Genomic DNA, 23,000 nt, shown 5'->3' on the forward strand with positions numbered 1-23,000 from the left:
CGAAAGCCCGCGGACCGGCGCGAACCCGGCTCAGGCCACGCCGCGCAGCCCGCCGCGGGAGATCGAGCGGTAGTGGGCGGTGATGGCCTCGACCGCGATGCTCTCGATATGAGCCTCGAGCCCGCGCCGGGTGACCAGCCGGACATCGATCGCACCCACCTCCGGCAGTTCGCCGACCGAGGTGAGATCGCCCGGCGCCGCGGACAGGAACGGCAGCAGCGCGACACCCAGGCCCGCCTTCGCCGCGGCCAGCAGTCCGTCGAGGTTGCCGGATTCCGCGGTCACCGAGACTTCATAACCGAGTTCGCCGAGGGCGTGGACGGCCCGGCGGCGCAGTCCGCACGGTTCGGCGAAGGCGACCAGCGAGATCGGCCCCGGCGCGGGCGGCAGCTGCCAGCTCTGCGCGGCGAACCACTGCAGATCGAGCAGGCCGACCTCGGTCCCGACCGGTTCGGCGGTGTTGCCGCCCAGCACGACCACCAGGTCCAGGACGCCTTTGATCACGGCATCGGTCAGTCCGGTGGATCGGTCGATCCGGAAGTGCAGGCTCGCCTCCGGGTAGATGGTGCGCAGCACGCCGAGTAGATCGGTGAGCAGACCGTCGGCCGCGTGCTCGGTGGAGCCGATGCTGATCTGCGGCCGCGGCGATTCGGCGAACCGGGCCAGGACCCGGTCCTGGGCCGCGAGCAGTCGCCGGGCCTCGACCACCAGTCGCTCACCCTCCGGCGTGAAACGTGAAGTGCGACCGTCCTTTTCGACGAGCGTGCACTTCAGGCGCCGTTCCAGCATCCGGATGTGCTGGCTGACGGTGGGCTGGCTCAGGTGTAACGCGTCGGCCGCGCGCCGGAAGCCGCCGGTATCGGCGATGGTCACGAGTGTGCGCAAGTGCAGCAAATCCAGCGGATCAGGCATGCCGTACAGTCACCTTCGGGTTGGTCGACGCTGGAGGACCATCTAACCCGGGTTCGAATCAGCATGCCGCCCTTTGAATCTCCGAGATTGCAATGAATTTCTGCTCGGTGTCTGATATTCAGCCGCACGCGACCTCGGCCAATCGATCGGACTTCCGGGCGACTCCGTATCGGCGATGAGGATCGAGTCCTGAAACGCTTTGTAAAACGGCATAATTCGAGCGCATGCAGGTGATGTGACCTCCGCCACCTCCGGTTGTTGGTTCGTCAATTCGAATCGCACAATGACTTCACGCGGAGCGTTCCGGGTGGGGTGATGCTCGAATTTTCTCCGGATCAAAGGAGAGCTGATCTGCTGTGAATGATTTTCGGTATGACGCGTTTTCCCGGGCTGTCGCGATCGTCGGTGTGTCGTGCCGGTTGCCTGGGGCCAACAATCCCGGTGAATTCTGGAATCTCCTGAAATCGGCGGGAAATTCGCTCGGAGTGCCCGCCCGGACTCGCTCGGCGGCGGGCGGTGACGTGGCGGGCCTGATCGGCGGCTTCCTCGAGCAGGTCGACCAGTTCGATGCCCCGTTCTTCGGCATCTCGCCGGCCGAGGCGCGGCTGATGGACCCGCGGCAACGCCTGCTGCTCGAATTGGCCTGGGAGGCAGCCGAAGACGCGAACATCCCGATCACCGACCTCCGGGATGCAGTAGGTCGTCGTCATGATGTGCTCCTTCGTGAGTGGTTGCGGAACTATCGGAAACCGGGAACGAGGTTCAGAAGCCCTGGCCGGGTAGCGGCAGGATGCCCAGATTGGCGTCGAGCCCGCCGTCGACGACCAGGGTGGTCCCGGTGATGTAGCCAGCGGCGGGGGAGGCCAGGAACCAGATGGCCTCGGCCTGCTCGACAGGTTCGGCGAAGCGGCCCAGCGGAATTCGCCGCTCGATGGCCGCGAGCAGGCCCGGATCCTGATGCACGTTGGCAGTGATGCCGGTGCGGGTCAATCCCGGCGCCAGGGCATTGACCCGGACACCCTGTGCCGCATAGTCGATCGCGAACGCGCGCACCAGGTTGATCAGCGCGCCCTTGGACGCGTTGTAGGCCCAGTTGCCCGGATCGCCGCGCAGTCCCGCCACCGACGCGGTGAAGATCGCCGACCCGCGGGTCTCGCGCAGCGCCGGGATCGCCGCCCGCAGACCGTGGATCGGGCCGCGCAGGTTGACCCCGAAGATGCGATCGGCGGCATCCACAGCGCCGGGCGTCTCGAGCGGGGGCGTGCCGCCGGTCCCGGCATTGAGGACGACGGTGTCGATGCGGCCGAACAGATCCAGCGCGGTCCGCACCGCCGCTCGATTGGCGGGTTCGGCCGAGACGTCCCCGGTGAGCCTCACCGGATCGCCGGACAGCTCGGCGAGACCGGGCTCGTCGAGGTCCACGGCGACCACCCGGTACCCGCGCTCGGCGAACAGTTCGGCGGTGGCGCGGCCGATGCCGGATGCCGCGCCGGTGACGATCGCGACCCGGCGGTCATCGGTCGATGTCATGAGAGTCCTTTCGAGAGTGAACGTTCGAGCAGTGAGTCGGGTAGCTCCGGCCGGGCCGGGCGAGCGCGGCACGGCCGCGAGCAACCGCCGGGTGTACTCGCGCCGGGGATCGGCGAAAACAGCTGCGGTGTCGCCGATCTCGACGATGCGGCCGTGCTGGATGACGGCGATCCGCGGGCACAGCCTGCGCACCACCGCCAGATCGTGCGAGATGAACAGCAGTGCCGCGCCGCTGTCGCGCCGGACCCGCGAGCGATTCTGCCTCCGGGCGAGCCACGGTCATCTCGTCCTTCCTCCTGTCCGATGGAAACGCGCCCGGCATGGCGCGGGCAAGAATCCATCATGTCCGGGCGGCCTTACTCGCGGCGGTCACGAACGATCGGAATACCCGATGGGGACCCATCACCGACTAGGGATGCGGGTGAATCGGGTCCACCCAGTGCACGGTCTCCGGCGCCTCGACCGGTTCGATGTCGAGGTTGACGACGACCGCATCGCGTACTCGAGCTGACAGGCTTGCCGTCAGCGTGTCCTACCAGGTACCCGAGTCCACGTCCAGATTCAGGATCGGTCGGACCGAATAGCCTTGCGGTACGAGTGGTTCGGACGTATCAAGTAGTCCAGGTTCTATCGAGGCGGGTCGCGGTACCACCGTGTTCGAGCCTGGGTTCGGCGAGAGAAGACCTCACGTGGTTGACGGTGTGCTGCTGGATACGAACTTCCTGTCCCTGTGGCACAACGGATCGTGTGAGGCGCCCGAACCGGGTGCTTACTATGCGAGCACCACGACCCTGCAGGAGCTCTACAGCATGCAGGCGCCGCAGGGCTGGGGGTATCGATATCTGCTGCCGAGCCTCGCGAGGGACCATCTGTGGGGTCTGCCCGATATCAATCACCTCGTGGAGCTGTACCGGGGCCGAATACTCAAGGGCCAGGCGGGGATGGCCCGCACCGACAAGCTGCTGATCAACTTTCCGGCCAGTCTCGCGGGTCATGGTTTCGCCGCCTACCTGGAGAAGTCGCATCAGGCGGTGGCGAATGTGCAGAATGCGCGGGCGTTCGGACTGATCGAAGGCATGGCTTCGGTCGCGATCGACCGCAGTATCGGGCGGATCGTAGGGGTTCGGGCTCGCTTCCTCAGCGACGTCGAGGTGGCGCCGCTGCCGTTGACGATGAGTGAGATCACCATTGCGGTCGATCTGCTGCAGGAGGTCCTGCGCGCCAGGATCAACCTCAAGCAGCATCGCCGAAACTCCTTCAACGACTTGCTGATCCTCGCCACGGCGCTGCGATGGGGCCTCCGGCTCAAGACCGACGACAGGCTGCTGCTCGAATTGGCCTTGCGGGCCGGGATGATCCAGACCGACGACGCCAGCGGCGTCGCGAGCCTGATTCCGCCGGCACCTGCCGCCGCCACCCCGCCCTCGCACGAGTCGAAGCGCTACATCAATTCTCGATGGCGGGCGCGGCGTCCGGCGGGACCCCCGCGGTCCTGACATGACGGTGGCACACTGCTCAACCGTGTGGTACGGCGCGATCCGATTCCGATTCCACTCAGCGCAAGGATTCATCGCTGTGGCCGTGTCTGCTTCGCTGGAACGCGAGAGGAGTCATGCCATGGCCATACGCACCGACGTGCTTCTCGCCGACATCCTGATCACCGCCGAACAGCTGAACGAATCTCGAAGGACGGCTGGATCGTTCGCCCGCGCGCACATCCAGTGCGCCCCAATATGTTTCGAAGGGGTTGCTCGATGAACGGCACGCTCGATCAGTTCGATACCGGCACTCTGCTGTCCGCGCTCGGTGCGCGGGAATCCGCGATCGGCGGGTTCGGTCCACCGGCCACCGGTAGCGTGCCGGATGCTATCCGGCTGCTCGGCGGGGTTCCCGCCGAAGAGGCCCTGCCCACCGCGCAGTTGGCTCGCGCCTATCGCGAGGTGCTCGAAGATCGAGCCGAATCGGCTGCGGCACTGCAGTATTCGGTGGTCAACGGCATCGAGCCGCTGCGTTCCTGGATCGGTGCGCGTGAGAATGTCGACCCTGCCCGTGTCCTGGTGACCGGTGCCTTGCACGGATTGAGCCTGCTGTTCTCCCCGGATCTACGTTGCGGGTCACACCGGCCGAAGCTGGGTGCCTTCGTGGAGTTGCGGGCCACGGGGCCCGTAGTCGAGTTCGGCTCCTCTGTTGCTGCTTTCGGTGACCGGGGCGGGAGAATCGAAGGGATCCATGATCGATTCGATGAAGATCAATGTGTCATTGGGTGCGGAGAGGGCGTTGTGCAGGTCCGCTGGAGTCTTTGCGACGAATGATCGCGCCGTGGTGTCGGGGCGAAGCACCTTCGGCAGCTCCGCGTATGCCCACGGGGCGATGTCGTTGTAGGACTCGCTCTTGCCGAGGTATCCGCGCTCGATGGTGTATCCCCCGTTGTTGATCAGGAAGATCACCGGCTTGTGGTCGTGCCGCAGGATGGTCGACAGCTCCTGCGCGGTCAGCTGGAACGAGCCGTCACCGACGAACAGTAGGTGGCGCCGGTCCGGTGCCGCGGTCAGCGTGCCCAGCAGGGCAGCGACCGAGTAGCCGATCGACCCCCAGTTGACCGATCCGACGAAGGTGCAGCCCTGCGGGAGCTTCAGGCCGAAGAGGGCGTACGACGTGCCGTTATCGACGAGCAGCACATCCCCGGGCCGGATGTAGTCCTGGATGGCTTGCCAATACGCCGCCTGCGTCAGCTTCGCAGACCGGTCGGTGTGAGCGGGTGGCGCGGCTGCCACGGGCCGGGGTGTGGCGCGATCGGTAACGCGCGGCACGGCGTCGATGACGCCGCGGAGAACTTCCTGGAGCGATACCGCCTGGTAGTTGTCCCTTCCGACGTCGACCGAGTGCGCGCGCAGGTGGATCGTGTCGGCGGGCAGCGAGACCGTGAAGTCGCCCGTCGTCGCTTCTATGGGTCGGTATCCGATGCAGAGCAGGCAATCGGCGGCCGCCATGGCGTCGAGTGTGTGCTGCGCACTCGCTTCGCCGTTGTAGACGCCGGCGTAATAAGGGAACGTCTCGTCGATTACCGCCTTGGCGGTGTTGCTCACCGCGACCGGAAGTTGCATCTTCTCGGCGAGTTCCATGACCTCCGCGGCGACGCCGAACCGGTCCGCGTCCAGATCCACCAGAATCGCCGGTGCTGTGGCGCCCGACAGGTGGGCGGCGACCCCGGCGATGCACGACCTCAGCCGTTCGGGGTCGCTGGATGGCTGTTCGAGGACCAGCGGCTCGACCGGAACCTCGATATCGAGGTAGGCGATGTCGGACGGCAGCTCCAGGTACACCGGCAGTTTCTCCCGCCAAGCGGTAAGGATCAGCCTGTCGATCTCGATGGCGGCGTTGCGCGGGGTCAGCCTGGCTTGTGCGGCGGTCACCTGCGCGAACGCGCCGAGGAAGCGGTCCCAGGTCCCGTCGGCCATCGTGTGGTGCATCCCCAGGCCCCGATCGATGGACCGCAGTGGAATCGACCCGCAGATACAGACCACCGGGACATGCTCGGCATAGCAGCCGGCGACCCCGTTGATCGCACTCATCGCGCCTACAGCGTTCGTCACAAGGAGCGCGCCCATGCCTTTCAGCCGTGCGTAGCCGTCCGCCGCATAGGACGCATTCAGCTCGCCGCAATTGCCGACCCATTCGATGGCGCTGCGGTCTTGGAGTTGCTGGAGAAACTCGAGGTTGTAGTCGCCGGGGACGCCGAAGAGGTGGCTGATCCCGGCCTCTGCCAAACGGCGAAGCAGAAAGTCGCCGATCGTCATTCGTCGGGTCTCGCGCATGGACATCACGTGCTCCTCCGAATCGTCGGGTCACGGGGAAGTCATCGTCTCGAACCTGGCCGAATCGGTCAGGCACCTTTCAGTATCTCGACCATCCGGTTGCCGAGGACGGCGGCCGAGGCCGGGTTCTGGCCGGTGGTCAGGTTGCGATCCTCGACCATGTACGGCTCCCATATCGGCCCACGGCTGAAATCGACGCCGATCTTCTCCCTGAGGTCCGTCTCGAGTAGCCATGGTGCGAGTGCGGCGACGCCCACGGCCTCCTCTTCTTCGTCGGTGAAGCAGGTGAGGCGATAACCCTCGAACGGCGATTCGCCTCGGATCCTGGTGGACAAGATCGAGGCCGGAGCGTGACAGACGATGAAAAGCGGGTTGCCCGAGGCCAACTGCTGCGTGAGCAACCGCCCACAGTCAGCATCGAACGCCAGGTCCGCCATCGGACCGTGCCCGCCCGGCAGGTACACCGCATCGAAATCCTCGAGACGGAGGGCAATTGCAACGGCCGCCGCAATACCTCCGCTTCGCGGATGATCGACTCGAGCCGCAGGGCCCCGTCGATGCCGCCCGCCATCTGAGGGCGCAGACTCATCATGTCGACTGTCGGGATCACACCGTTCGGTGTTGCGACGACCACCTGGTGCCCGGCGTCGGTGAGGATCCGATATGGGTTGGCGAACTCCTCGGCCCAGTATCCGGTCGCATATCGTGAGCCGTCCTTCATCACCCAGTAACTGGCACCACTGACGATAAAGAGCACCTTTGCCATCGCGAAAGCTCCTCTCGGATCCCACATGCCCGTTAATCGGAAAACATTTGGCAACCGAACCGCAATCTCCCCGATCCTACACAACGGTCTGCCCCGTGCCAGCTGGTTCGCGGTCCCCGGCCAACGCCAATCAGTGGCGGTTCCGGCAAGAAATAGGAACAGCGGCAACCACTTTCGCGCTTGGCTGGGAACTCCACCCAAGCGCATGGCCCCGTTAGGCGCGGATTTCTCCCGGTCGCCGCCGACCCGAGACCCCTTCTTGGCCGCTCCCGGCCACGCCTGCGGCAACCTGATCGAGTACGAAGTCGGCGTCGCACGACGCCGCGCTACTGCGCTGCGCCATGACTCGGTATCGACGCCGTCGGGTACTACCGGCCGGACAGTCGAGTTGAATTGGTAGTCGGCTCATTCGCGGATTCGGTCGTATGCGACGAGCAGCTGCCGTGGACCCCGCAGAATTGTGTTGGGCCGGTAGGGCGGCGGCGCTTCGAGCAGGCGCGGTTCGCTGAGGCGAAGGCGGTGAGCGCGGTCTGGGCTTCCATGCGGGCGAGCGCGGCGCCCAGGCAATAGTGCACGCCGCCTCCGAAGGACAGGTGGGCGTTGTCGGGGCGTTCCGGCCAGAAGCGCTGTGGGTCGGTGAAGCGGTGGGGGTCGCGATTCGCGGCGGCGAGCATCATGATGATGCGGTCTCGTGCTGAAATGAGCTGTCCTGCAACGTGAATCGGTGCAGTGGTGCAGCGGCTGGTCATCTGGACCGGCGGATCGTAGCGCAACACCTCCCCAGCGCCGCCGTGGTGCGGTCGGCGACGCCCGCCCCGGACAGCTCGCGCACGACCAGGATGCGGTTCCCACCTCCGGCCCTGTCGAAAACGAAAGTGCCGCAGAAGACCTCGCGCTCTCCGTCGTTGGCATCATGTAGCACGCAGTAGAACAGGTTCGAATCGTCTGGCGCACAGGACAACCGGGGACGGATTCGCTCACGATCGGTTTCTCTGAAACATTCCAGCACCGCGCATGTAAGGGCGGCGCGTACCAGACTCAGCCCGCATCGGGTCCGTCCGGATGAGGCGGCGTGTGGACCCGTCCCGCGATGGCCGCGGCCACCAGGCACGAGAGCGCGCCCACCAGCAGCGCCGCCCGCGGCCCGGAGGCGTCGATGATCCACCCGGTGATCAGGCTGCCGATGGGTGTCGTGCCGAGGAAGACGAAGACCCACAGCGCCATGATTCGCCCGCGATAGCTCGGATCCGCGTGCAGTTGCAGGGCGGTCGATGCCATGGTGACGAAGCTGAAGCCCGTGAACCCGGTCGCGATCAGGGCGGTGCAGGCGGTGGCCGGATTCGGTACGGCTGCCGTCGCGGCGAGGCTGATGCCGAAGGCGGCTGCGGTCGTGACGAGATAGATGCGGCGGGGATGGCGTACCAGTCCGACCGCGAGCGAGCCGCCCACCGAACCGATGCTGAGCATGGTCGACAGCAGGCCGTAGGTGCCGCCGGTGCCGTGAAAAGTGCGCTCCGCCAACACTGGGAGCAGCACCGGGAAGTTGAAGGCGAACAGTCCGACCAGCGCCATCATGGTCAGCGGCAGCCACAGCTGCTGCCGGGTGCGGGCGTAGCGCAGTGCGGACAGCACCCCGCCCGACCGCGCCCGGACGGCAACAGCAGCGGGCGCGGTCGGCCGGATCGCCACCAGCGCCCCGACCACCGCGAGGTAGGAGATCGCGTTCACCGCGAAACACGGTGTGGTGCCGATGAATGCGATCAGCAGCCCCGCCAGCGCCGGCCCCACCACGCGGGCGCTGTTCATCACCACGCCGTTGACGCTGGCCGCACTGGCCAGATCCGTGGGCGGAACCAGTTGTGCCACAAAGGCCTGCCGTGCGGGCGAATCGACGATCTGTACCACGCCGCCCGCCACGGTCACGCCGATGACCAGCGGGATCCCCGCCCGCCCGGTCACCGCCGCCGCCCACAGGACCGCCGCCAGCACTCCGTAGACCACCTGCGTACCGATCAGCATGCGTCGCAGATCGACCCGATCCGCGACCACCCCGCCCCACGGCCCGAACAGCAGCGGCGGCACCCCGCCCGCGGCCAGCACCACACCCAGGGAGGCCGGTGATCCGGTCAGCTGCAACACCAGCCATCCGACCGCCGTCGCCTGCACGAATGTGCCACTGGCGGAAGCGATCTGCCCTGCGAAGTACCAGCGGAACGGGCGCGACCGCAATGCGCGAAAGGCATTCGCCCGCGCCCGTCGCGGAATCTGGTGTGCCGTAGCCGCTTCGGGCGCCAGCGTCAATGCGTCACGATCCATCGCGTTCGTATCCCCTTCGGGTCGGCCGTTCCATTCTCGCCGTGGCGGCCGGGTCGAGGTCAGTCGTGCAGGGCCCGGGTCAGGACGCTGACCGCCTGCGCCACGGCGGCTTTGGCGGCGTTGGTGTCGTGCAGTGTGTTGAGCATGACGAAGTCGTGGACGATGCCGCCATAGCGGACGGCCGTCACCGGGACGCCGGCGGCGCGCAGTTTGGCAGCGTACGCCTCGCCTTCGTCGCGCAGGACATCGTTTTCGGCGGTGATGACCAGGGCGGGCGGCAGGCCGGTCAGCTGGTCGATCGAGGCACGCAGTGGAGACGCGGTGATCTGGGAGCGATCCGACTCACTGGTCGTGTACTGATCCCAGAACCATTGCATGCCTTCGAGGGTCAGGAAGTAGCCGGTGGCGAACTCGCGGTAGGAGGCGGTGTCGAAGTTGGCGTCGGTGACCGGGTAGAACAGCACCTGCTGACGGAAGGAGACGTCGCCGCGGTCCTTGGCCATGAGGGTCAGTGCGATGGCCATATTGCCGCCCACGGAGTCTCCGGCGACAGCGATGCGGGTGCTGTCGAGCCCCTTGCCGGCGCCGTCGATGGTGACCCACTGGGCGACCCGGTAGGACTGCTCGTTGGCGACCGGGTAGTGCACGTCGGGGGAGCGGTCGTACTCGGGGAACACCACGGCCGCGTTCACCCCGACCGCCAGGTCGCGGACGAGGCGGTCGTGGGTGTGGGCATCGCCGAAGACCCAGCCCGCGCCGTGGGTGTAGATGATGACCGGGAGGGTCCCGGTGGCGTCCTTGGGCTTGACGATGCGTACCCGGATCGATCCGGTCGGCCCGCCCTCGACGGTGATCCATTCCTCGTCGATTTCCGGCTTGAAGATCGGGGAATCCTGCACCCCGTCGACGGTTTTGCGGCCCTCCTCCGGCGAAAGCTGGTACAGGAACGGCGGTTCCGAGGTTGCGTCCACGAAGGTCTGGGCGGCGGGTTCGAGTGAGATGCCGTGCGGATTGCCTGCCATGATCGTTCTCCCTTTGGTCGCGTCGAGGTGCGCGCGGTGCTGCGCACGCTCGTTCAGTGTTCGCTTCGGGAGTGGGTGACGGCCCCGCTTCACGGGCCAGGAATCCCTGAAATCGGGACACGCGCCTATCGGCTAGCGCGCGTGCGCCTTCCGGGGCCCGGCGTCGATGTGGTCGGCCCAGGCCGCGGGCAGCGTGGCCAGGGAGATCTCGGCGATCTCGTGCAGGCGATGCACCGGGGCATCGAGGCGGCTGAGCTGGATCAGGCCCTGCGAGACCAGGACGATGTGGGCGCTGAGCATGGGAATCGTGTCGTGATCGCCGGCGGGTGCGGCCCCGCGGAGCCGCTCGGCCACCGCGTCCTCCATGGCCGCGGTGGTCCGCGCGCCTATCTCGGCCACCTCCGGGACTCGCGAGCCCAGGGCGGCCACACTGTTGATCATCAGGCAGCCGCGGCGATGGGGTTGCGCGGCGCAGTCGGCGATGATGGCCCGCAGCAGCGCCAGGACCGCTGCCCGCGCGGAACCCGGTGCGGCGAGTACGGTTTCGCGGACGAAGGCGGCCCGGCGATCGCAGTAGCGGGCGAATGCGGCCAGGAACAGGCCGCGCTTGCTGCCGTATGCCGTGTAGATGCTTCCATTGCCGACGCCCGCGACCTGCGAGATGTCGTCCACCGAGGTGTCGTCGAATCCCTTGGACCAGAACTGCTCGATCGCAACCTCGAGCAGATTCGATTCGTCGAACTGTCTCGGTCGTCCCATGGGGTCACCGTACCAATCCACGTGCTGCGATGCGCAAGCCTTGTTTTGGAGGCGTGGCTCCAGAATACTGGGTGACATGTCCTCATTCGCGGGTGCACCGCGCAAGCGCATCGGTTTCCTGATCTTCGACGGGGTCAAGATGCTCGATTTCGTGGGTCCGGCAGAGGTATTCGTGGAAGCCAATCAGACGGTCTCCGACTATGAGGTGGTGCTGATGTCACCCGACGGGCGTCCCGTGCTGACCTCGATCGGTACTCGGATCGAAGTCGGTGGCGCCGCTGCCGATTCGGGGCGTTTCGACACCGTGGTGATCCCGGGTAGCGAGCTGCCGCCGGCTCGCTTCGTTACCGAACAGGTGCTGGCCGCGGCCTGCTCGCTCTCGTCCCGGACTCGGCGTTTCGCCTCCATCTGCAGTGGCGCATTCGTAGTGGCGGAACTCGGGTTGTTCGACGACCGCCGCGCGACGACCCACTGGAAGTTCGCAGGCGAGCTGGAACATCGGTATCCGGCGATCGATGTGCGGCCCGATGCCATCTTCGTGCGCGACGGAAACCTGTACAGCTCAGCGGGAGTGGTGGCGGGCGTGGATCTGGCGCTGGCCCTGGTGGAGGAGGACCACGGGCCGGACGTGGCGCGGCGGGTGGCGCAATCGCTGGTGGTGCACATGCAGCGCGCGGGCGGGCAATCGCAGTTCTCGGCCGCGCTGAACGGACCCGCGCCGCGCAGTGCGCTGGTCCGTCGGGTGGTGGATCTGATTTGCGCGGATCCGGCCTATGCACACACGGTTCAGACCTTGGCCGCGCACGCCAGGGTCAGTCCGCGCCACCTGACCCGGTTGTTCCGCACCGAACTGGAACGCTCTCCCGCCGAGTACGTGGGATTCGTCCGTTTCTGCACCGCCCGAGACCTGTTGCACGCCGGGCATTCCGTCACCGAGGCCGCCGTCGCCGCCGGTTACGGCAACAGCGAGACCTTGCGTCGCGCATTCATCGCGCGCCTGGGTATCTCGCCGCGCAAATACCAGCAGCGATTCCGCACGACGGGCTCCCAAGCGGCGGCCCGGTCCGAGGAAGCGGAGCTGGCGGTGTCCTGATTCGGCGGATTCCTGGCTCGCAGGGCGCGGCGGTCACCGCGCGGCAGCTCGAAACTCGAAGGGGGCGCGGTGCTTCCGGCCCGTGTCCCGACGAAAGGAGTCGGATGCCCGCCCCGACGGGAATCCTGGTTCACGGTGCTTTCGCTGATGCCGCCAGCCGGTCCCCGGTGACCGAACGGCTACTCGCCCAGGGCATTCCGGTCCTGGTCCCGCCTGTCTACAATCGCAGCCTGTCCGCCGACGCCGCCTCTCTCCGGGCGATCGTCGAGGCCATCGACGGTCCGGTGCTGGTGGCCGGCCACTCCTATGGTGGCGCGGTCATCACCGTCGCCGGTGTCGCGGTGGCCGGATTCGCCTACGTCTCCGGCTACGCGCTCGAGGAGGGGGAGAGTCTGGGCCAATTGCAGCGCGGCTTCCCGGATTCCGACCTCGCGGCCGATCTGGTCTACACCCTCTACCCGGTCGAGGGCCGCGAGCCGCGGCGGCATCGTCAATCGCTTTGGCGCAGAACGTGATTGCCGTGCTGCTCGCGATCGAACGTGACATACTGCCCGAATCGGAAATATGGGTAGTTGACGACGCAGGGGGTCGCGCACAACCATGAACCATGGCAGCAAATGACGAAGATCAGCAGATCGCGGCACTCGTCCGACGCCTCGCCGGACAGTTCCCCACAATCAGCACCGACACCGTCGAGGGCATCGTCGCCGAAATCCACCGCGGCTTCGACGGCCGGCCGGTCCGCGATTTCATTCCGCTACTGGTCGAGCGCGGCGCACTGCGGAGGCTTTCGGCAACCGGCTGATACGAGCCGCCGGTGAGTGACGATCCCGAAACCGCCCAGGCGCGTATGTTCCTCGCGGAACTCGAGTATCACGCCGAACGCCTGGTTCTCAGGCGCAGCCAGTGGCGAGACGACAAACCCAACCAGGCCGTCGAGGTCGAACTCGCGCAGGTTCATCGGCAGATCCAGAACCTTCGCCAGCGATTCCCCGGCCTGCGGCAGACATCCCGATGATTTCGAACGATCGAACAATGAAACGGAATTCGGGGCCTCGGGGTTGATGGTGTGGTCAGCGGCCGAATCGACACCCCAACCGGGTTTGGCCTTCCACATGGCGACCGAGGCGGGCTCGGTGAATGTTTCAGGCCGCCTGCGGTGACGGGAGGTGGACACGGATGTGGTCGAGCAGTTCGCGGGTTCTGAGCGGTTTGGGCAGGTAGTCACACGCACCGGCGGTGTAGGCGCCATCGATGGCGTCGGGATTGCCATGACGTTCACATGAACAGGTCCATTCCCTGGCATCCCATTACCGGTGCGCCCCGCCAATGTGCGACATCGTTTCAGCGGTTTGCCAGAGGTGAGGGTAAGTCGGCGAAGTCGACGGTTCGGGAAAGGTCGCGCAGCAGTGTCAGGAGGTCGTCGGGCGGGCTGACCAGGCGGCGCTGGGTGAGATCGAGCCAGCCGCCGATGGAGGTGACCGTTGCGGCGACGGTGCCGTCGGCGCGGGTAAAAGTGTTGCGCATCATGAAGCGTGCGCCGTCATCGGACAGGCCTGCGAGGTGGAGTGACAGCCGTGCCGGTTCCAAGAGGCGCAGTTCGGTGCGATAGCGCAGCTCGTCGGACTGGATGACCGGGCCGAACCCGCGCCGCGCGAATTGACCGGCGGAGAAACCGGACCCGGCGAAATACTGCATTCTGCAGTTCTCGGCGGCGGCGAGATAACCCGTGGTGCGCATGTGGCCGTTCTGATCCATGTCCGACCATTGCGGTTGAAACGCGACCGCGAAAGCACTGGGGTCGCGATCGAGAATTGCTTGCTCGTTGCTCATGCGACTCATGTTCGCCTGGTGTCCCGGATCGTTCTAGTTCAAACTTTGAACCGATCGGTGGCCCGGTTCGCGGTTACCATTGCCGCGTGGGTGGATATGGCCAGTTCTGCGCTGTGGCGCGGGCTTTGGAGGTGGTCGGGGAACGTTGGACCCTGCTGATCGTGCGAGAGCTGCTGATGGGTGCGGCGTCGTTCAGTGATATCCGCCGAGGTTTGCCGCGAATTCCAAGAGCCACGCTATCCGCGCGGTTGCGGCGCCTTCGATCCGCTGGAATCGTGGACGCCGACTACAACCTCACCGACGCCGGGCTCGCCTTGGCTCCCATGGTGCAGGAACTGGCCCGCTGGGCGGTGCGAACCGGCAGTGCGGCCCTGTCCGAGGACGACCTGGACACCGCGGCCCTGACCTGGGATATGCAGCGGCGCGTCGACACCAGCCAGCTGCCCGCCCGTACCGTGGTCCTCGCGCTGACCTTCACCGACCGCCGACCCGCCGACCGATTCTTCTGGCTACACGTGTCGCCGACGGGCGTCAACTTGTGCCGCGACGACACCGGAGCCCCGGTCGATGTCTGGCTCACTGCTCCCACCGCCGAGGTCACCCGCTGGTGGATCGGTGAGTTGTCCTGGCACGACCTCCAGGAGCAACCCGGCGTCGACTTACACGGCGACCCGGCGCTGCGCCGCCGGATCCCGCGGTGGTTCACTCGCTACGTCTTCACGCCCGAGTCCCTTGCTGCATCGGATGAGGTTGTGCGCGAAAGCAAGTGAGGGCCCGTGAGGCTCGAGGTAGGGATCGCTCAGCCTGAGCGGCGCGGAGATGTTTTCAGCCTATTGCTCTTCGGGGAGTGCAGACACTGTTTACGCGACCGATCCGCAGGCCTCGAGAATGTCTCCCGCCAAGCGGTCGAGCCACTCGGCTATCAGCGTTCGTTCGCCGGGCGTCAACGTATCATCAGCGCTGTCGCGCAGCGCTTCGCGCAATGCGACAGCGCGCCCGGCAGGGCTGAGGGGGTCGGCCGGTGCGCGTCGTCGCCGGTGATAATCCCGGCGATCGCGTTCTGCCCGCTGGAATGTCTATTGGACCGCGGTGCCGGTGGCGACCGCCTCGAGTTCGGCCAGCGTTTCGCGAATGAACTCGACCAGGGTGCGGTCCGGCGGAGAATCGGCCCACGCGGTGTAGGCGATCTTGAAGACCGCGATGCCGACTTCGGCGGTGAGGCCCGCGGTCGGCTCGGGGACGCCGCGCAGGCGTAGCGCCTCGGCGCTGCTTGCCGCGAGCGCGGCGAGCTTGGTCAGCTCCCGTTCCTGTAGTGCGGGGTTCGCGGCGATCACGGACTGGCGCTGTTGGGCGAAGTCCCGGCGCTGCCCGATCAGTTCGGCCACCGCCTCCAGGCCCGCCCCCATCGCCGCGATCGGTGACGCTGAATCATCCACCTCGGCAATGGCGTTGGTGATGATGTCGTGCAGGATCTGCTGGTTGCCGAACAGCACCTCACGCTTGTCGGCGAAGTGCCGGAAGAATGTGCGCTCGGTGAGCCCGGCTCGCTCGGCGATGTCGGCGACGGTGGTCTGATCGAAGCCGCGCTCCAGATACAGCTCCATTGCCGCCCGGCCGAGACGGCCCGGCGCGTTCGGTTCCCAACGACCCATTCCGTGATTGTAGACAGTGACGTCAGCAACTGACGTAGAAGTGATGACAGATGCTGACATGGAAGCTACTCTGATGTCAGATGCTGACATCACTAGTCGAGAGGGTTTTCTCATGCGTCTTTTCGTCACCGGAGCTTCCGGTTTCATTGGTTCCCGCGTCGTTCCCGAGCTCCTAGACGCAGGTCACGAGGTTGTCGGCCTGGCCAGGTCGGACGCCTCGGCCGAGTCCTTGACCGCGGCCGGCGCGCAGGTACGCCGCGGCGATCTCCTCGATCCGGATAGTTTGCGTGCGGCTGCAGACGAGGCCGATGGGGTGGTTCACCTGGCTTTCCTCCACGACTTCTCCCAGTTCGAGGAGAATCAGCGCATCGATCGCCGGGTGGTCGACCTGTTCGGCGATGTTCTCGCGGGTTCCGATCGGCCGCTGGTGATCGCCTCCGGGCTGGTGCCGTTCGACACCGGTCAGCCCGATGTGGCCGATGAGCCGATGATCCGCCGCGCCACGGCCGCCGCCACGGTCCGGCTCGCCGAACGCGGCATCCGATCGGTGGTGCTGGGTCTCCCGCCGACGGTGCACGGCGCGGGCGACCGCGGATTCATCCACCGAATCGTCGAGATCGCAAGGGAGAAGGGCGTGTCCGGCTATGTCGGGGACGGCGCGCACGCCTGGTCGGCCGTGCACCGCGACGACGCCGCGCGGCTGTTTCGACTCGCGGTGGACAAGGCCGAAGCCGGAACGGTGTGGCACGCGGTCGCCGATCCGGGCGTGGCAACCCGCGATATCGCCGAGGCCGTCGGCCGCCAGCTCGGGGTGCCGACCACCTCGATCGACCCCGCCGACGCGGTCAGCCACTTCGGTTGGCTGGGCATGATGTGGAGCATGCCGATGACCGGCGACGGCAGACCCGCCGCAGACACGCTGGGCTGGACACCGAACCGCCCAACGCTGCTCGCGGACCTGGCCGAACGCCACTACTTCCAGGACTGAGCCGCGCCGCATCGGTGCAGTGCCGTCACCCGCTATTGCGGCCGGCCCCGTCGTCGCCGCGTCGCGCCGCGACTTTACTGACGATCACCAGATTCGCGGGGTACGGGTGCAGTGCTTCCCGGATGAGCTCGTTGACGGTGCCCGGTCCGTAGTAGTGCGCGGTATCGATGTGGTCGATACCGCTCGCGATCGCCATGCGCAGCACCGCCAGCGCCTCATCGTGGTCGCGCGGCGGCCCGAAGACCCCATCGCCCGCCAGTTGCATGGCACCGTATCCGATTCGGTGGACTTCTCGGCGGCCGAGTGGGAACGTCCCCGCCTCTTCGAACCCGGCGACAAGGCCCGGCATGGATCCCTCCTGCGCTGTCTCGCTGCTACCCGACGTGATCGGAATCAAGATTCCCGGCCAGGCCGGTGAGAAGTCACCACCGGAATCCGGTGATGACCCTTCACCTGCTCGGTGGAGACGCTATAGCCGATGCCCGCGGTCGTGTGAACGTCATGAAAACTGTTCACAGATTCGTTGCTGAAAGATTGCGGATTGGCATAGTGTTGTGGTTGTTCGATCGCGGCACCGACACTGTGAGCGCAGGATCGCCTCCATTCAGCTCCATCGCGCTGCGGATTCGATAGTCGGGGACCCGTCTGCGAAGGATTCACCATTAGCCAATTCCCGCGCTCTACAACAGAATTCACGCTGCCGCGCACCCGTGCGGCTGAGTCCAGCAAGGTGCTTGTCGTCGAGAGCAACCCGGCGATGGCAGAGATCGAGGTACTCGTGCTGGCCAACGCCGGCCACGAGGTGATTTCCGCCCCCACCGCGCAGCATGCTTTGACCCTCGCTCGGCGATGGAATCCGGACCTGGTGCTGCTCGAGCTGGACCTGCCGGACCTGCCGGGCGCGCTTCTGTGCCGGCAGCTGCGGAATCGTTCACCGATTCCGATCATCGCGGTCTCCCTCGATGGCAATCCCGACGCCATCGATGACGCCTACACCGCCGGCGCGTGCGACTACCTGCCCAAACCGCTCAGAACCCGTGAACTGCTCGACCACATCCGTGTCCACCTCCCGTCACCGCAGTTGGCCTGAAACGTCTACCGATTCCGCCGCGTCGCCGGGCGGTCAACACGTCACTGCATGGGGAAACGACCACAGCGTCGTCGATCCGGTCGCGCAGCATGATGACCGGAACGTTCGGCGCCACGACATGGGCAATTCCGAGCCGGGCGCACGCCAGCGGGGCGACAACGGTTTCCAGGCGGTCCAAGCAGTTCTCGGCGGCATTGAGACGGCCTTCGGCGAACCGGTTGTGGATCGATACACGGAGTCGAACACGATGAAACCAACTTTCTCTCTTCGGGTTTCGCGATACTTCGCGATGATCCAGAGTCTCTACCGGTCGGCCTGATCGATGCCCGCCTGGGAGACACCGCGTGACATGTCCTTCGGGAGGCCACGCAACGGCGATGTGCCGACACCGGTGGCATGCGGTTCATCACGTCTGTCACCGGAGTTGACTGGTGCACAACCGGTTTCGGTGACAGAACGCTACTGCTGGGGAATGATGGAGTGTCTCGATAGATAGCAGTTCGTCGGTCAGTCCAGGACAAGGGGGCAATCTGTCATGGGGAAAGTCGATACCAAGGGTGTTTGGACGCGCGTCAGCGTCGAGGAGTCGCAGTTCGAGGGTCTGAGGCAGCCCGGCGTCAAATCAAGCAGCGGAGTCAGATCCAGCATCAGATGGGGAAGTGGCCAGCAGGGGAAGAGCGGTTACGACTTCACCGGCCTCACCGACGTCGAGGCGCGCCTGGACGGTAAGGACTTCAATCTCGGTATCTTCGCGCACTACAACCGCCGAATTCAGCTGAAACACAGTCAGTTCTCGGTGTACTTGACGGTTACTGTCGACTTCCAGGACGAGGGGTTCGACCATACGTTCACCCTCCGTTTCCGCCATAACGAGACGCCCAACCAGCCTGGGGACGTGGACGATGTGGTCAAACTCCCGACAGTCCACGAGGACGACATCGTGCGCGTCGATGATGTCGAATACAAGGTGACGATCAGCGGTTTCTTGGATGACAAGGGCCAGGTGAAGCCGCAGTTCGCAAACCCTGAGGGGGGAATCAAAAGAGTCTGGCTCGTGGCCCGGTTCGAGCCGATCATCGAGCCGGGCTCCTGAACCGCGGCAGCCGGCGCGAGGATCATGCGTGCGCTGTCGGCCCCACCCCAGCGTGTGGCCGACAGCCCGTCGTCGCTGACCGCTGGGTCAGACGGCTTCGGCCGCGTTTCGGATGATGGCGGCGACCACTTCGGGGCGGGACACGTAAATGGCATGGCTGCCAGGGGTTTCGGCCACGGTCGCACCGATACGTTCGGCCATGGATGCCTGCGCCGCGGGCGGAATCATCTTGTCCTCGGTGACGTGCAGGTACCAGCTGGGCTTGGACCGCCACGCGGCCTCACTGATGGCCCCGCCGAGCGCTTCCACACCCCACGGCACCTGGGAGTCGGCCAGGAACGTGGCATCCTGTTCGGCAAGGTCACCGGCGAAGGAATCCGGGAACTTGGCCCGGTCCAGGAACAGATACCCCTGCACCGGCGGCAGGATCGGCGGCTGCGGGCCGTCCTGCGGGAACGAGGCGAGCAGGGTGTTCACCGATTCGCCTTTGTCGGGCGCGAACGCGGTGATGTACACCAGCGCGGCCACTTTCTCGTGCGTCCCGGCCTCGGTGATGACCGCCCCACCATAGGAATGCCCGACCAGCACGACCGGGCCGTCGATTCCGTCGAGCACCTGACGGGTGGTCGCGGCGTCGTCCTCCAGCGACTTGGTGGGGTTCTGCACCACCCGCACCGCGAACCCATCCCGGGTCAGCTCGTCATAGACACCCCGCCATCCGGCACCATCGACGAAGCCACCGTGAACCAGCACGACGGTCTTGTCCTGCGCACTCATCCGAACTCTCCCTCTGCGAGTGAATTGCCATACGGCACAACCGAATATAGAGCGCGCGACAGCTGAGGCATCCGTCATTTGACGTAGATCGGCGACACCGAAGTGAGCAGCAGATGACATGGCAGTCGCAGGTGTAACCACCCGATCTCGGCTCCCCTGTAGGCCGAGACATCGTTGTCGTGGCGGAGCTAGCCTGGTGGATGGGTCCGGGATGTGGCTTGTCCGATGGACCGGTATGCGGGTTGGAGCTCCGGTCGCGCGAGAGTCCCGAACCCGGTGCGGTGCAGAACGTCCGCTATTGCCCGAGGAAATGGTCGTAGTCGACACCAGCGTCGGTGACGTCCCCGATACCGGGCGAACGGTTCGATCAGATCAACCAGTGAGGAGATCCGATGTCGGAACTGTCTGGAGTCTCTGCGTTGGTGACCGGCGGCACCAGCGGAATCGGGCGCGCCACCGCGCTGACATTGGCGCGGCGCGGCGCGCGGGTGGCGCTGTCGGGGCGCGACGAGCAGCGCGGCAAGCAGGTGGTCGCCGAGATCGAGGCGTTCGGTGGCACAGCGGTGTTCATCCCGGCGGATCTGCGCGACAAGGCATCCGCGCAAGCGCTGGCCCGTGACGCGGTCACCCGGCTCGGCGAGATCGATGTCTTGGTCAACAACGCGGGCATCTACCCGTTCGGCCCGACGGAACAGACGACCGAGGCCGATTTCGACGCGGTGTACGCCGTCAACGTCAAGGCACCGTATTTCCTGGTGGCCGAACTCGCCCCCCAGATGGCCGAGCGAGGCCACGGCGCCATCGTCAATGTCACCACCATGGCCGACGAATTCGGTGCCTCCGGGATGGGCCTGTACGGGTCCAGCAAGGCCGCGGTGGCGTTGCTGACCAAGGCGTGGACCGCCGAGTACGGGCCCCGCGGGGTGCGGGTCAACGCGGTCAGCCCCGGACCCATCCGCACCGAGGGCACGGCGGCATTCGAGGGCCTCGACGAGCTGGCGGCGACCACGCCCGCGGGACGGCCGGGAACACCGGAGGAGATCGCCGAGGCCATCGCCTTTCTGGCCGGCAGTCGAGCGGGCTACGTGTACGGCGCGATACTGCCGGTCGACGGCGGGCGCATCGCGATCTAGCCCCCGCGAGCCGGTGGTACCCGGACTCATGCGCCCGGTGGTGGGTCGGTGCCGACCGGTTGCCAGGTGGGTTGAAAGGGTCCCTCGGACGTGATCGAATTGGAGCACGACGGGATTCGCTGGAAGAGCCCGTTCGCGTCTATATGCGTTTCGGTCTCGACACGAGCACTCGACTCGTGCTCGCCGCCTGCACGCGGCCGGGTTGTCCGCGGTGCCGTGTTCGACACCGACCCACGACTTTGTGGCCGTCGCTCTATGTCTGTGGACAAGGAGAGAGATGTCTGAGCCGAACTACACCACCGATGCCGCCGGAATTCCGGCACCCAGTGATGACCATTCCCTGACAGTTGGCCCGGATGGCCCGATCTTGCTGAACGACGCGTATCTGATCGAAAAGATGGCGTCGTTCAATCGTGAGCGCCTGGCGGAACGGCAACCGCATGCCAAGGGCGGCGGGGCGTTCGGCACCTTCGAAGTCACCCATGATGTCAGTGCCTACACCAAGGCCGCTGTGTTCCAGCCCGGCACGCAAACCGAAGTGCTGGTGCGGTTTTCCGCCGTCGCCGGCGAGCAGGGATATCCCGACACCGTGCGGGATCTGCGTGGGTTCGCGGTGAGGTTCTACACCGAACAGGGCAATTTCGACCTGGTCGGCAACAACACACCCGTCTTCTTCGTGCGGGATCCGATGAAGTTCCAGGACTTCATCCGGTCACAGAAGCGCCGCGCCGACAACAATCTGCGCGACAACGACATGCAGTGGGATTTCTGGACCCTGTCACCGGAATCGGCGCACCAGGTGACCTGGCTGATGGGCGATCGCGGCATCCCGGCCACCTTCCGGCACATGAACGGGTACTCCAGCCACACCTACATGTGGATCAACGCTGCGGGCGAACGGTTCTGGGTGAAGTACCACCTCGAGACCGATCAGGGCATCAAGTTCCTCACCCAGCACGAAGCCGATCACATGGTCTCGATCGACATGGACTACCACCAGCGTGATCTGTGGAAAGCGATCGAACGCGGCGAGTATCCCAGCTGGACCCTGAAGATGCAGATCATGCCGTTCGACGACGCGAAGACCTACCGCTACAACCCCTTCGATCTCACCAAGGTATGGCCACACGGCGACTATCCGTTGATCGACGTCGGCAAGATGACCTTGAACCGCAACCCGGCCAACTACTTCACCGACATCGAAGAAGCGGCATTCGAGCCCAGCAACGCAGTACCCGGCACGGGCCCCAGCCCCGACAAGATGCTGCTCGGGCGCTGGTTCTCCTATGCCGATGCGCACCGGCACCGGATAGGCATCAATTACAAAGAGCTACCGGTCAATTCGCCACACGGCGCCGAGGTCCGATCGTGGGCGAAAGACGGGGCCATGCGCCACCACAACCCCGGCGATCCGGTGTATGTGCCCAACTCGAAGGGCGGACCGCACGCCGATCCCGCTGTGGCGGGACCGTCTGCAGGTTGGTACGCCGACGGCGAGATGGTCAGAACCGCCTACACGCTGCGCGCGGACGACGACGACTGGGGACAGGCTCGCACCCTGGTCCGGACGGTTCTCGACGACGACGCCAGGACACGACTGGTCGACAACATCGTCGCGCACCTGTTCGACGGAGTGAGTCAACCCGTGCTCACGAGGGCGTTCGTCTACCTGCGCAACATCGACAAGGATCTCGGTGACCGAGTCGAACGAGGAGTACGGGCCAAGCAGGCGCAACACGAACCGACCGCCGCAGAGCGACCGAAGGTCGGCCACACGAGATAGCTTCGGCGATCCGCGATGAATCCGTCCGGTCAAGAATCGCTCGTGGGCCAGTCCTGCTGTGTGACGCGGTGACCAGTGTTGGATGACTGCACGGCGTCATCGAGCAGGCGGGTCAAGCGCAGGGCGTGGTCGCAAGGGCCGCAAGAACCAGGTCGCGGTGATACGGCACCTTTACGCACACCGAGACGATGTCGATGTCGGACGCCGCAATGAGGGCGAGGGGATCGTCGTAGGCCGCGCGCACACCGAACGCCGCCGCGGCGGCGTCGGCGCTGGCACGGCTGGTGGTCGCCACCGCCGCCAGCTGCACATCATGGAGGCTGCGCAGTGCCGGGATGTGGGAATCCTTGGCCCAGCTGCGATTCGGGTTGGCGCCGATGACACCGACGCGCAGCGGCTTCCTCATGGCATCCTCTACCTCTCCATATTCACGAGTTG

27 protein-coding genes and 1 pseudogene are annotated in these 23,000 nt (G+C 65.8%); 12 read left to right on the forward strand and 16 right to left on the reverse strand.

The features are described from left to right. Positions 1–30 precede the first annotated feature (30 nt). Positions 31–912 carry a LysR family transcriptional regulator gene (locus ACWEQQ_RS39985; RefSeq protein WP_452351836.1) on the reverse strand — a complete coding sequence of 294 codons (882 nt, stop codon included), beginning with the start codon at positions 910–912 and terminating at the stop codon, positions 31–33. Between the two features lie 407 nt (positions 913–1,319). Here ACWEQQ_RS39985 and ACWEQQ_RS39990 point away from each other — a divergent pair, with 407 nt between their 5' ends. Then, positions 1,320–1,754: a beta-ketoacyl synthase N-terminal-like domain-containing protein gene (locus ACWEQQ_RS39990; RefSeq protein ID WP_452351871.1), complete on the forward strand. Its 435-nt coding sequence runs from the start codon at positions 1,320–1,322 to the stop codon at positions 1,752–1,754. Here ACWEQQ_RS39990 and ACWEQQ_RS39995 read toward each other — a convergent pair. Continuing rightward, positions 1,675–2,637 (reverse strand): SDR family oxidoreductase, encoded by a 963-nt coding sequence (locus tag ACWEQQ_RS39995; RefSeq protein ID WP_452351837.1) that lies wholly within the window; start codon positions 2,635–2,637, stop codon positions 1,675–1,677. The genes ACWEQQ_RS39990 and ACWEQQ_RS39995 overlap by 80 nt on opposite strands. Before the next feature lie 494 nt (positions 2,638–3,131). On the opposite strand from ACWEQQ_RS39995, the gene ACWEQQ_RS40000 reads away from it, so the two are divergent. Continuing rightward, positions 3,132–3,938: a hypothetical protein gene (locus ACWEQQ_RS40000; RefSeq protein ID WP_452351838.1), complete on the forward strand. Its 807-nt coding sequence runs from the start codon at positions 3,132–3,134 to the stop codon at positions 3,936–3,938. A gap of 114 nt (positions 3,939–4,052) precedes the next feature. On the opposite strand, the gene ACWEQQ_RS40005 is transcribed toward ACWEQQ_RS40000, so the two are convergent. The 7 genes from ACWEQQ_RS40005 to ACWEQQ_RS40035 form a co-directional block, all read right to left on the reverse strand. Further along, the gene (locus tag ACWEQQ_RS40005) at positions 4,053–4,517 is read right to left on the reverse strand and encodes a hypothetical protein (protein ID WP_452351839.1); all 465 of its coding nucleotides are present in this window, start codon (positions 4,515–4,517) and stop codon (positions 4,053–4,055) included. A 39-nt stretch (positions 4,518–4,556) separates the two neighbouring features. Next, complete coding sequence (locus ACWEQQ_RS40010) at positions 4,557–6,263, reverse strand: alpha-keto acid decarboxylase family protein (RefSeq protein WP_452351840.1); 1,707 nt, start codon at positions 6,261–6,263, stop codon at positions 4,557–4,559. A 62-nt stretch (positions 6,264–6,325) separates the two neighbouring features. Next, on the reverse strand, positions 6,326–6,721 hold the full coding sequence (locus ACWEQQ_RS40015) for a hypothetical protein (protein ID WP_452351841.1): 396 nt from the start codon (positions 6,719–6,721) through the stop codon (positions 6,326–6,328). Positions 6,722–7,391: 670 nt separating this feature from the next. Continuing rightward, entirely contained in the window at positions 7,392–7,772 is a 381-nt protein-coding gene (locus ACWEQQ_RS40020; protein WP_452351842.1) for a cytochrome P450, read from the reverse strand. Between the two features lie 289 nt (positions 7,773–8,061). Beyond that, a complete protein-coding gene (locus tag ACWEQQ_RS40025) occupies positions 8,062–9,339 on the reverse strand; it encodes an MFS transporter (RefSeq protein ID WP_452351843.1) in 1,278 nt (425 codons plus the stop codon). A 59-nt stretch (positions 9,340–9,398) separates the two neighbouring features. Next, a complete protein-coding gene (locus ACWEQQ_RS40030) occupies positions 9,399–10,361 on the reverse strand; it encodes an alpha/beta hydrolase (protein WP_452351844.1) in 963 nt (320 codons plus the stop codon). A gap of 132 nt (positions 10,362–10,493) precedes the next feature. Then, positions 10,494–11,120 (reverse strand): TetR/AcrR family transcriptional regulator, encoded by a 627-nt coding sequence (locus ACWEQQ_RS40035; RefSeq protein WP_452351845.1) that lies wholly within the window; start codon positions 11,118–11,120, stop codon positions 10,494–10,496. A 76-nt stretch (positions 11,121–11,196) separates the two neighbouring features. On the opposite strand from ACWEQQ_RS40035, the gene ACWEQQ_RS40040 reads away from it, so the two are divergent. Together ACWEQQ_RS40040 and ACWEQQ_RS40045 are read left to right on the forward strand one after the other, a co-directional pair. Next, positions 11,197–12,213, forward strand: a complete 1,017-nt coding sequence (locus tag ACWEQQ_RS40040) for a GlxA family transcriptional regulator (protein ID WP_452351846.1) — start codon at positions 11,197–11,199, stop codon at positions 12,211–12,213. A gap of 104 nt (positions 12,214–12,317) precedes the next feature. Beyond that, entirely contained in the window at positions 12,318–12,728 is a 411-nt protein-coding gene (locus ACWEQQ_RS40045) for an alpha/beta fold hydrolase (protein WP_452351847.1), read from the forward strand. Here ACWEQQ_RS40045 and ACWEQQ_RS40050 read toward each other — a convergent pair. Then, positions 12,704–12,931: a hypothetical protein gene (locus ACWEQQ_RS40050; RefSeq protein WP_452351876.1), complete on the reverse strand. Its 228-nt coding sequence runs from the start codon at positions 12,929–12,931 to the stop codon at positions 12,704–12,706. The two genes, ACWEQQ_RS40045 and ACWEQQ_RS40050, sit on opposite strands and share 25 nt — an antisense overlap. Between ACWEQQ_RS40050 and ACWEQQ_RS40055 the strand changes: the two genes are divergently transcribed. Beyond that, complete coding sequence (locus tag ACWEQQ_RS40055; protein ID WP_452351872.1) at positions 12,890–13,018, forward strand: three-helix bundle dimerization domain-containing protein; 129 nt, start codon at positions 12,890–12,892, stop codon at positions 13,016–13,018. The genes ACWEQQ_RS40050 and ACWEQQ_RS40055 overlap by 42 nt on opposite strands. On the opposite strand, the gene ACWEQQ_RS40060 is transcribed toward ACWEQQ_RS40055, so the two are convergent. Together ACWEQQ_RS40060 and ACWEQQ_RS40065 are read right to left on the reverse strand one after the other, a co-directional pair. Further along, positions 12,971–13,390: a hypothetical protein gene (locus ACWEQQ_RS40060; RefSeq protein WP_452351848.1), complete on the reverse strand. Its 420-nt coding sequence runs from the start codon at positions 13,388–13,390 to the stop codon at positions 12,971–12,973. The genes ACWEQQ_RS40055 and ACWEQQ_RS40060 overlap by 48 nt on opposite strands. A gap of 167 nt (positions 13,391–13,557) precedes the next feature. After that, positions 13,558–14,046, reverse strand: a complete 489-nt coding sequence (locus ACWEQQ_RS40065) for a thioesterase family protein (RefSeq protein ID WP_452351849.1) — start codon at positions 14,044–14,046, stop codon at positions 13,558–13,560. An 86-nt stretch (positions 14,047–14,132) separates the two neighbouring features. Here ACWEQQ_RS40065 and ACWEQQ_RS40070 point away from each other — a divergent pair, with 86 nt between their 5' ends. Next, positions 14,133–14,816, forward strand: a complete 684-nt coding sequence (locus ACWEQQ_RS40070) for a winged helix-turn-helix transcriptional regulator (protein ID WP_452351850.1) — start codon at positions 14,133–14,135, stop codon at positions 14,814–14,816. A 306-nt stretch (positions 14,817–15,122) separates the two neighbouring features. On the opposite strand, the gene ACWEQQ_RS40075 is transcribed toward ACWEQQ_RS40070, so the two are convergent. After that, a complete protein-coding gene (locus ACWEQQ_RS40075) occupies positions 15,123–15,698 on the reverse strand; it encodes a TetR family transcriptional regulator (RefSeq protein WP_452351851.1) in 576 nt (191 codons plus the stop codon). Positions 15,699–15,810: 112 nt separating this feature from the next. On the opposite strand from ACWEQQ_RS40075, the gene ACWEQQ_RS40080 reads away from it, so the two are divergent. Further along, a complete protein-coding gene (locus ACWEQQ_RS40080; RefSeq protein ID WP_452351873.1) occupies positions 15,811–16,686 on the forward strand; it encodes an SDR family oxidoreductase in 876 nt (291 codons plus the stop codon). A 46-nt stretch (positions 16,687–16,732) separates the two neighbouring features. On the opposite strand, the pseudogene ACWEQQ_RS40085 reads toward ACWEQQ_RS40080, so the two are convergent. Beyond that, positions 16,733–17,035 (reverse strand): annotated as a pseudogene (locus tag ACWEQQ_RS40085) (aldo/keto reductase); the annotation flags it as partial. Positions 17,036–17,443: 408 nt separating this feature from the next. On the opposite strand from ACWEQQ_RS40085, the gene ACWEQQ_RS40090 reads away from it, so the two are divergent. The 3 genes from ACWEQQ_RS40090 to ACWEQQ_RS40100 all read left to right on the forward strand — a co-directional run bounded on the left by ACWEQQ_RS40090 (position 17,444) and on the right by ACWEQQ_RS40100 (position 18,869). Next, positions 17,444–17,776 (forward strand): response regulator, encoded by a 333-nt coding sequence (locus ACWEQQ_RS40090; RefSeq protein WP_452351852.1) that lies wholly within the window; start codon positions 17,444–17,446, stop codon positions 17,774–17,776. Further along, entirely contained in the window at positions 17,745–18,095 is a 351-nt protein-coding gene (locus ACWEQQ_RS40095) for a hypothetical protein (protein WP_452351853.1), read from the forward strand. The genes ACWEQQ_RS40090 and ACWEQQ_RS40095 overlap by 32 nt, the downstream gene beginning before the upstream one ends. A 216-nt stretch (positions 18,096–18,311) precedes the next feature. Then, a complete protein-coding gene (locus tag ACWEQQ_RS40100; protein WP_452342240.1) occupies positions 18,312–18,869 on the forward strand; it encodes a choice-of-anchor K domain-containing protein in 558 nt (185 codons plus the stop codon). An 87-nt stretch (positions 18,870–18,956) separates the two neighbouring features. On the opposite strand, the gene ACWEQQ_RS40105 is transcribed toward ACWEQQ_RS40100, so the two are convergent. Beyond that, positions 18,957–19,646 carry an alpha/beta fold hydrolase gene (locus ACWEQQ_RS40105; protein ID WP_452351854.1) on the reverse strand — a complete coding sequence of 230 codons (690 nt, stop codon included), beginning with the start codon at positions 19,644–19,646 and terminating at the stop codon, positions 18,957–18,959. Between the two features lie 392 nt (positions 19,647–20,038). Between ACWEQQ_RS40105 and ACWEQQ_RS40110 the strand changes: the two genes are divergently transcribed. Beyond that, entirely contained in the window at positions 20,039–20,779 is a 741-nt protein-coding gene (locus ACWEQQ_RS40110) for an SDR family NAD(P)-dependent oxidoreductase (RefSeq protein ID WP_452342242.1), read from the forward strand. 277 nt (positions 20,780–21,056) lie between these two features. Then, entirely contained in the window at positions 21,057–22,562 is a 1,506-nt protein-coding gene (locus ACWEQQ_RS40115) for a catalase (protein ID WP_452351855.1), read from the forward strand. A gap of 112 nt (positions 22,563–22,674) precedes the next feature. On the opposite strand, the gene ACWEQQ_RS40120 is transcribed toward ACWEQQ_RS40115, so the two are convergent. Next, positions 22,675–22,968, reverse strand: coding sequence for a Gfo/Idh/MocA family oxidoreductase (locus ACWEQQ_RS40120; RefSeq protein ID WP_452351856.1), 294 nt, complete (start codon positions 22,966–22,968; stop codon positions 22,675–22,677). Positions 22,969–23,000 lie beyond the last annotated feature (32 nt).

The sequence above is a fragment of the Nocardia sp. NPDC004123 genome (assembly GCF_053603795.1).